Annotated in this window: 10 protein-coding genes; 6 read left to right on the forward strand and 4 right to left on the reverse strand. The window is 73.8% G+C overall.

The annotated features are described in order from the left end of the window. Nucleotides 1-844, reverse strand: an 844-nt coding sequence (locus tag AB8Z36_RS26685) for an alkaline phosphatase D family protein (protein ID WP_369215924.1), incomplete at its 3' end; no start/stop codon positions are given. Between the two features lie 133 nt (nt 845-977). Here AB8Z36_RS26685 and AB8Z36_RS26690 point away from each other — a divergent pair. The 3 genes from AB8Z36_RS26690 to AB8Z36_RS26700 all read left to right on the forward strand — a co-directional run bounded on the left by AB8Z36_RS26690 (nt 978) and on the right by AB8Z36_RS26700 (nt 3,399). Next, complete coding sequence (locus AB8Z36_RS26690) at nt 978-1,787, forward strand: SDR family oxidoreductase (protein WP_369215925.1); 810 nt, start codon at nt 978-980, stop codon at nt 1,785-1,787. Nucleotides 1,788-1,939: 152 nt separating this feature from the next. Then, on the forward strand, nt 1,940-2,404 hold the full coding sequence (locus tag AB8Z36_RS26695) for a lamin tail domain-containing protein (RefSeq protein WP_369215926.1): 465 nt from the start codon (nt 1,940-1,942) through the stop codon (nt 2,402-2,404). A gap of 98 nt (nt 2,405-2,502) precedes the next feature. Continuing rightward, nucleotides 2,503-3,399, forward strand: a complete 897-nt coding sequence (locus AB8Z36_RS26700; RefSeq protein ID WP_369215927.1) for a PhzF family phenazine biosynthesis protein — start codon at nt 2,503-2,505, stop codon at nt 3,397-3,399. Nucleotides 3,400-3,451: 52 nt separating this feature from the next. Here the strand turns inward: AB8Z36_RS26700 and AB8Z36_RS26705 are convergent, their stop codons facing one another. Further along, entirely contained in the window at nt 3,452-3,778 is a 327-nt protein-coding gene (locus AB8Z36_RS26705; RefSeq protein WP_369215928.1) for a nuclear transport factor 2 family protein, read from the reverse strand. 148 nt (nt 3,779-3,926) lie between these two features. Here AB8Z36_RS26705 and AB8Z36_RS26710 point away from each other — a divergent pair, with 148 nt between their 5' ends. Beyond that, entirely contained in the window at nt 3,927-4,460 is a 534-nt protein-coding gene (locus AB8Z36_RS26710) for a DoxX family protein (protein ID WP_369215929.1), read from the forward strand. 28 nt (nt 4,461-4,488) lie between these two features. Continuing rightward, the gene (locus AB8Z36_RS26715; RefSeq protein WP_369215930.1) at nt 4,489-4,848 is read left to right on the forward strand and encodes a MazG-like family protein; all 360 of its coding nucleotides are present in this window, start codon (nt 4,489-4,491) and stop codon (nt 4,846-4,848) included. Between the two features lie 26 nt (nt 4,849-4,874). On the opposite strand, the gene AB8Z36_RS26720 is transcribed toward AB8Z36_RS26715, so the two are convergent. Next, nucleotides 4,875-5,825 (reverse strand): aminoglycoside phosphotransferase family protein, encoded by a 951-nt coding sequence (locus AB8Z36_RS26720; RefSeq protein WP_369215931.1) that lies wholly within the window; start codon nt 5,823-5,825, stop codon nt 4,875-4,877. A 142-nt stretch (nt 5,826-5,967) separates the two neighbouring features. Between AB8Z36_RS26720 and AB8Z36_RS26725 the strand changes: the two genes are divergently transcribed. Continuing rightward, nucleotides 5,968-6,687, forward strand: coding sequence for a YqeB family protein (locus AB8Z36_RS26725; protein WP_369215932.1), 720 nt, complete (start codon nt 5,968-5,970; stop codon nt 6,685-6,687). Nucleotides 6,688-6,695: 8 nt separating this feature from the next. On the opposite strand, the gene AB8Z36_RS26730 is transcribed toward AB8Z36_RS26725, so the two are convergent. Beyond that, nucleotides 6,696-7,169: a hypothetical protein gene (locus AB8Z36_RS26730; protein WP_369215933.1), complete on the reverse strand. Its 474-nt coding sequence runs from the start codon at nt 7,167-7,169 to the stop codon at nt 6,696-6,698. Nucleotides 7,170-7,188 lie beyond the last annotated feature (19 nt).

Here is a 7,188-nt window from a genome sequence, read left to right on the forward strand (position 1 = left end):
CGTTCTCGGAGATGTCGTCGGCGTAGTTGTTCTCGGTCTCGTGGTCGTCCCAGGTGACGACGAAGGGGTGCGCGGCGTGCGCGGCCCGCAGGTCGGGGTCGGACTTGTAGAGGCCGTACCGCAGGCGGTAGTCCTCCAGCGTCTGGGTCTCCTTGTTGAAGTGGGCGGGCAGCGTGCGGTCGGTGTAGTTGCGGGCGCCGCCGACGGCGTTGACGGCGTACTCGTAGAGGTAGTCGCCGAGGTGGAGGACGACGTCGACGTCGTCCTGGGCCAGGTGCTTGTGGGCGGTGAAGTAGCCGTCGTGGTAGGCCTGGCAGGAGACGGCGGCGAGCTTCAGGGCGGCCGGGTCGCTGCCCGCGGCGGGCGCGGTGCGGGTGCGGCCGGTGTCGCTGGTCCACTGGCCCGCGCGGAAGCGGAAGTAGTAGCGGCGGCCCGGGTCCAGGTGGTCGGCCTCGACGTGCACGGAGTGGCCGTACTCGGGGTGCGCGGTGGCCGTGCCCCGTCTGGCGACGCGGCGGAAGCGGGCGTCGTGGGCGAGCTCCCAGCGGACGGTGACACGCTCGGCCGGCAGGCCGCCGCCGGGTTCGTAGGGGGCGGGGGCGAGGCGGGTCCAGAGCAGGACCGAGGTGGGCTGCGGGTCCCCGGAGGCGACGCCGAGCGTGAACGGGTCGTCCTTGATGCGGCGGGCGTCGAGCTCCGCCGCGGCGGCGACGCCCGCGCTCGGCAGGTTGGTGGCGAAGGCGAGCGCGGCGGCGGCTCCGGTGACGGTGAGGAAGCGGCGGCGCCCGAGGTGCTGGGCAGCGGCGCGGAGCTCGGGTGCGTGGTGCGTGCCTGCGGGTGTCATAGGACCCTTCCCTGACGATTGGTGTCAGGGGCATGGAAGTAGCGGGGGGCGACGGCTGCCTGTCGCGTACACAACAGCCGCATGGCGGGCGGATGATGTCCGCGTGGCCCGGCCTCCCGTACGCTGCGGGGCCATGAACGCTGAGCCAACTCCCGCGCGGGAAACGTCCCGGGTCACCCCGCCCCCGACCGGCCCGAGGACCGCCGTGGTGACCGGCGCCGGTTCCGGCATCGGCCGCGCCGTCGCCCTCGAACTGCTCGCCGCGGGCTGGTCGGTGGCGCTCGCGGGCCGCCGCCCCGAGACCCTGGAGGAGACGGCCGCCCTCGCCTCCGCGACGGCGGGCGCCGCCTTCCCCGTACGGACCGACGTGGCGCGCCCGGAGGATGTGGCGGCGCTCTTCGCCGCCGTGCGCGAGCGCTTCGGGCGGGTCGACCTGCTCTTCAACAACGCGGGGACCTTCGGACCCGGCGGCGTCGCGGTCGAGGACCTCCCCTACGAGGCCTGGCGGCACGTCGTCGACACCAACCTCAACGGCGCCTTCCTCTGCGCCCAGGCGGCCTTCCGGCAGATGAAGGAGCAGGCGCCGCAGGGCGGCCGGATCATCAACAACGGGTCCATCTCCGCGCACACGCCGCGCCCGAATTCGGTGGCGTACACGGCGACGAAGCACGCGCTGACCGGCCTGACGAAGTCGCTCTCCCTCGACGGACGGCCGTACCGGATCGCCGTCGGACAGATCGACATCGGCAACGCCGCGACCGATATGACCGAGCGCATGCAGTCCGGCATCCTCCAGGCCAACGGCGAACTCGCGAGCGAGCCGGTGATGGACGTGGCCGACGTGGCGCGCACGGTGCGGCACATGGCGGAACTGCCCCTGGAGGCGAACGTCCAGTTCGCGACGGTCCTCGCCACGAACATGCCGTACGTCGGGCGCGGCTGATCCCGACGCGGCGGTGGACAGGGCCGCCGCGGCCGACGGGCCTCAGCGGCTCAGATCTGCACAAGTGGAGTGGGATCCACCGCGCCGATCCGGGTCGGCGCGCACCGTATGCTCAGCTTCTCTCCACGAGAACTTCACACTTGGAGCAACCCTTGCGCATACGCACCGCCGCCCCCGCCGTCCTCGCCGCCACCGCCCTGTCGGCGGCCCTGCTCGCCGCGTCGCCCGCGTCGGCGGCGAGCCACCAGGGCGGGCTGCACCTCGGCTACATCCAGTACGACAGCCCCGGGCGTGACACCCGCTCGAACGCCTCGCTGAACGCCGAGTGGGTCAACATCCACAACAACACCCGGTCCCCGATCCAGCTCAAGGGCTACAAGCTCAAGGACAACACCGGGTACACCTACACCTTCGGCAGCTACAAGATCGGCGCGGGCAAGACCGTCAAGGTCCGCACGGGCAAGGGCACCAACGCCTCCGGCGTGCGCTACTGGGGCCGGGGCAGCTACGTCTGGAACAACACCGGCGACAAGGCCCGCCTCGTCAAGCCCAGCGGCTCGCTCCAGGACTCCTGCTCCTGGTCCCGCACCGGCTCCGGGCACGTGAGCTGCCACTGACCACCAGCAGGGGGAGGGGCGCAGGGCGACCATTCCGGGATATTTCGCCTGGCGGAACCACGGGGAATGACCCGCGCCACGGCACGGTTGCCCTGCGCATGACGACTTATCAAGACGGCACCCCTGCCCCCGAAGTGCTGCGCTACGCGGCCTTCACCACCGACCCCGCGGGCGGCAACCCCGCGGGTGTCGTCCTCGACGCGGCCGGGCTCGACGACACGGCGATGCTCGCGATCGCGGCAGAACTCGGCTACAGCGAGACGGCGTTCCTCACGGCCCGGGACTCCGGCGCCCCCAGCGCCCCCGCACGGGCCTACGACGTGCGCTACTTCTCTCCCAAGGCCGAGGTCCCGTTCTGCGGGCACGCCACGGTGGCCGCCGCGGTGGCGCTCGCGGAACGGGACGGCTCCGCACCCGCCGACGGCTATGTGTTCGCGACGCCGGCGGGCACGGTTCCGGTGGCCGTGGACAGCGCGGATGGGACCCCGCGGGCCACGCTCACCAGCGTCGCGCCGCGCGTGGCGGCCGCCGGGGCCGACGACGTGGCCGAAGCGCTCGCCGCGCTCGGCTGGGACGCCGGGGAACTGGACGCCGGGCTGCCGCCCCGGATCGCCTTCGCGGGCGCCCGCCACCTCGTCCTCGCGGCGGCGACCCGGGAGCGCCTCGCCGCGCTCGACTACGACTTCGCGCGCCTCGAAGCGCTGATGCGGCGCCTGGACCTCACCACCGTGCAGCTGGTGTGGCGGGCGTCGGCGGACGTCTTCCACGTCCGCGATCCGTTCCCGGTGGGCGGCGTCGTGGAGGACCCGGCGACGGGCGCCGCCGCCGCGGCCTTCGGCGCCTACGCGCGCGAGCTCGGCCTCGTCCCCGCCGCCACGGTCCTCACCCTCCACCAGGGCGATGACATGGGCAGGCCCGGCGTCCTGACGGTGACGCTGCGCGAGGGCGACGAGCGGGTGCGGGTCAGCGGGACCGCGGTGCGCATCCCGGCGTGACCCAAGCGGCTCGTGCACAGGGGTCCGCCGCGGGCCCCCGGGTACGGCGGCTTTAGGCCTGGCCGGTCTCGAAGTGGGAGATCCGGCCCGAGCCGTCCACGGTGAAGTACCACTTCGTCCGCATCTCGCCCCAGGTGTCATTGCGGTAGGAGACGAGCAGCGCCCGGCCCCCGTCCGACTCCGACTCGACGTCCATGTGGCCGTTCGAGGAGAAGATCTCCCGTTCGGTCCACTCGGCGACGTCGCGGTCGGAGCCGTCGTCGGACATGGTCGCGCCGGGCGCGAGCAGCGCCTCGAAGGCGTGCTTGTCGTGGGCGTTCACGGCGCTCACGAAGGCGCGGACCGCGGGGTCGCCGAGCCGGTTCACCTGGATGCTCATGGGCACACGCTCACACCGGGCGACCCGCCGCGCCACCGGGAGCCGGGCGCCCCTCACCCGTACGGCGGCGTGAACCGGGTGCCCGGCGCCGGTACGTCGGACGGTGGGGGAAGACCGTTTCCTTCCCCACCCTGCCTTGGGAGCCCCGATGAGCTGCTCGTGCCTGGACCGACGTGACCTCGGACTGCTGCTGCTGCGCGCCGGAACCGGCGGCGTCCTGGCCGCGCACGGCTGCCAGAAGCTGTTCGGCTGGTTCGGGGGGCACGGGCTTGAGGGCACCGGCGCCTTCATGGAGTCCATCGGCTATGTGCCCGGCAAGCTGAACGCCCTGGTCGCCGGGCTCGCCGAGGCCGGTGGCGGCGCCCTACTCGCGCTGGGGCTCGCCACCCCGGCGGCGGGGTCGGCGGCGGCGGGCGCGATGGCGGGCGCCGCCGCCGTGCACGCGCCGAACGGCTTCTTCAGCCAGGGCGGCGGCTATGAGTACCCGGCGTTCCTCGGCCTGACCGCCGCCGCCCTCGCCGTCACCGGACCCGGCCGCTACTCCGTCGACCACGCCGTCGGCCACGCCCTCAACCGCGGCTGGATGGTCCCCGCCGCCCTCGCGGGCACCGCGGTCGGGGTCGTCCTGACGCTGGGGGCGCGCGCCAAGAACGTACGGGAGAGCGCCGCTTCCGAGGAGTAGACTCCGGCCGCCGTGGCAGGCTGCGGGCATGAACGAGCACCCGGCCGCCGCCCCGGCCGCCCCGAACCCGTGGGACACCATCGCCCGGCTCCACGACTGGCTGGACTCCCACAACCAGCGCACCCCGCGGGAAGCCCTGCTCCTGCGCATGCTGAAGCTCTCCGAGGAGGTCGGCGAGGTCTCCGAGGCGGTCATCGGCGCCATGGGCCAGAATCCGCGCAAGGGCACGAGCCACTCCTGGGACGACGTCCAGGCCGAGCTCTGCGACGTCATCGTCACCGCCATGGTGGCGCTGCGCACCCTGACCCCGGACGCGGAGGCCGTGCTCGCCGCGCAGCTGCGCCGCGTGGCGGAGCGGTCGGACGTCGCCGCCGCCGACGGCGGTTGACGGCTCCGCTCCGTCCGCCGGGCGGCCTACGCCTCCCGCCCGAACCACTTCTCCGCCAGCGCGTCGAGCGTCGGCTCGGGTGGTGCGGGCAGCTCGCGCAGATACCAGGGGAGGTTGCTGTAGACGTGCAGCAGGGTGTACGCGAGGAGCAGGCGGGGCGGGAACGTCTCGCCGTACGCCCGGGTGAAGCGGGCGAGGAGCCCCGGTTCGGCGCGGGTGACGAAGAGCCCGACGCCCACGAAGTCGTAGGCCCGGTCGCCGATCATGGCGGGCTCGAAGTCGAGGAGCCCGGTGAGCCGCCAGCCGCCACCGGGCCCGGGCGCGGGTGCGGCCAGCAGGTGCTGGCGCATGAACTCGGTGTGCAGCAGAGCCCGTCGGCCCGGGGACGCCGCGCCCTCGAAGGAGACGGAGTCGAGGAAGCCGGACATCTGCGCCAGCCAGCTCTCCGGGAGCCCGCGCTCGCGCTGCCGCCCGTCCGCCCCCTCCGACTGGCGCCCGAGGAAGGCGTCCCAGTCACCGGGGCCGAGCACATCGGCAAGCGGCGCGTGGTCGAGGGCGTGCAGCGCGGCGAGCGTTTCGGCCGCCTCGGTGACGAGCCGCTCCCGGTCGGCGCGCGGCAGGCGCGGCCAGGCGACGGCGAGGTCCTCGCCGGGCAGCCGGTCCATGAGGACGTAGTACCAGCCGTTCTCGTACGCGCCTGCCCCGTGGACGCGGGGTGTGGGCACAGGCAGCCTGCCCTGGATGTGGCTCAGGACGCGGCCCTCGGCGATGCCGTCCTCGGCCGCCGCCTTGGGGAAGAGCTTCAGTACGTGCGCCTCGCCCACCGCGTAGACGGGCTGTGAGCCCGCCGGGTAGCGGACCAGGGGCGCGCCCGCGAGGCCGAGCCGTGCGCAGAGGTCCTCGGCTCCGGGCCGCATGACCGCCTCGTCGGGGACGACGCGGTCCCATTCCTCGTCCGTGGTCACCTCGGGCAGCATGAGCGGCACCGTAATCGCTACCGAAGTTCGGCCGCGACCGACTTTCGGCCGCCGCGTACCGTCCCGCACGGCTCCTAGCGTTGCGTGCGTACGTCGTTGGACGGCGGGTCCGACGTCACGGGAGGAACGGAGCACCATCACGATGCCGAGCGACCGGTTCGAGAAGAGACCTGGCGCCGCGGAGCCGCGGACGACGGACCTCCGGCACTCCAAGGGCGACCTGTGGGTGCTGCTCGCCGGGCTGCCCGCGGCCGGACTGCTGATCGGCCTCGCCGTGCCGCGCCTGGCCCGCTGGGCGTCGGACTCCCCAGTGCTGCCCTGGCGGGACGCCGTCGCCTTCGTCGGCGGCCTCGACGCGCCCTGGCAGACCGGGGTCGTGATGGCGGCCGGTCTTGTGGTCGGCCTCGTCCTCGCGTTCGTCGCGATGGCCGAGGCGATGCGCCTGCGGCTGACCGACGAGGAGGTGCGCGTCGAGCAGCACGACTCGACCCTGGTCCTGCGGCGCGCGGACATCGCGGCGGTCTTCCGCGACGGCAAGCACCTGGTCGTCCTCGGCAGGGACTCCGCCGAACTGGCCCGGGGCGAGCACCAGGCGCCCGCCGCCGCGCTGGCCGAGGCGTTCCGCGCGCACGGCTACCCCTGGCGGGACGCCGACCCGCACGCGGCCCTGTTCCGCCGCTGGATTCCCGGCACCCCCGACCTGCCCGCCGAGGCCCACGCGCTCCTCAAGGCCCGCGAGGCCGCCCTGAAGCGGGACGCCCCGCGCGACGCCAGGGACCTGGCCGAGGCGGTGCGTGAGGCGGGCTTCGCCGTACGGGACGAGAAGGGCGAGCAGTACGTGCGGCCCCTGGTGGGGGAGTGACGGGACGATCAGAAGACGAACGGGCCCGGCGTCTGCGCCGACGTGGCGTTGCACGTCACCGTGATGCCGAGGACCACGATCCGCAGGGACCTGCCCTCAAGGCTGTCCCCGGCGGCGACGGTGCCGGTGAGCGGCCCGGTGGAGACGGCGCCGCCCGCCGGGATGGCCGGGTTGGAGCTGCCGGTGAACTCGGTGGTCCCCGAGCCGTTCTTCGTGAGGGTGAGCGTGGAGTCGACCGCGCCCGCGCCGATGTCGATGGGGGCGGTGATCGCCGAGGTGGACACCTCGATGGTGGCGCTGGTGCCGTCCTGGGCGGCGGTGAGGGTCGCCGTGCCCGAGCCGAAGGAGCCGCAGTCGAAGGAGAGGGTGGCGCTCTGCGGATCGACCGCACCGGCCGCGGGCGCGAGGGCGAGCGCGCCGACGGCCAGCGCCGATCCGATGACGGTCCCTATGCCGAGCGTGCGGTGTCTGCCGTGTCGCATGGAGGCCTGCCTTCTTGGG

The sequence above is a fragment of the Streptomyces flavofungini genome (genome assembly GCF_041028215.1).
GTDB classification, from domain to species: Bacteria; Actinomycetota; Actinomycetes; order Streptomycetales; family Streptomycetaceae; genus Streptomyces; species Streptomyces flavofungini_B.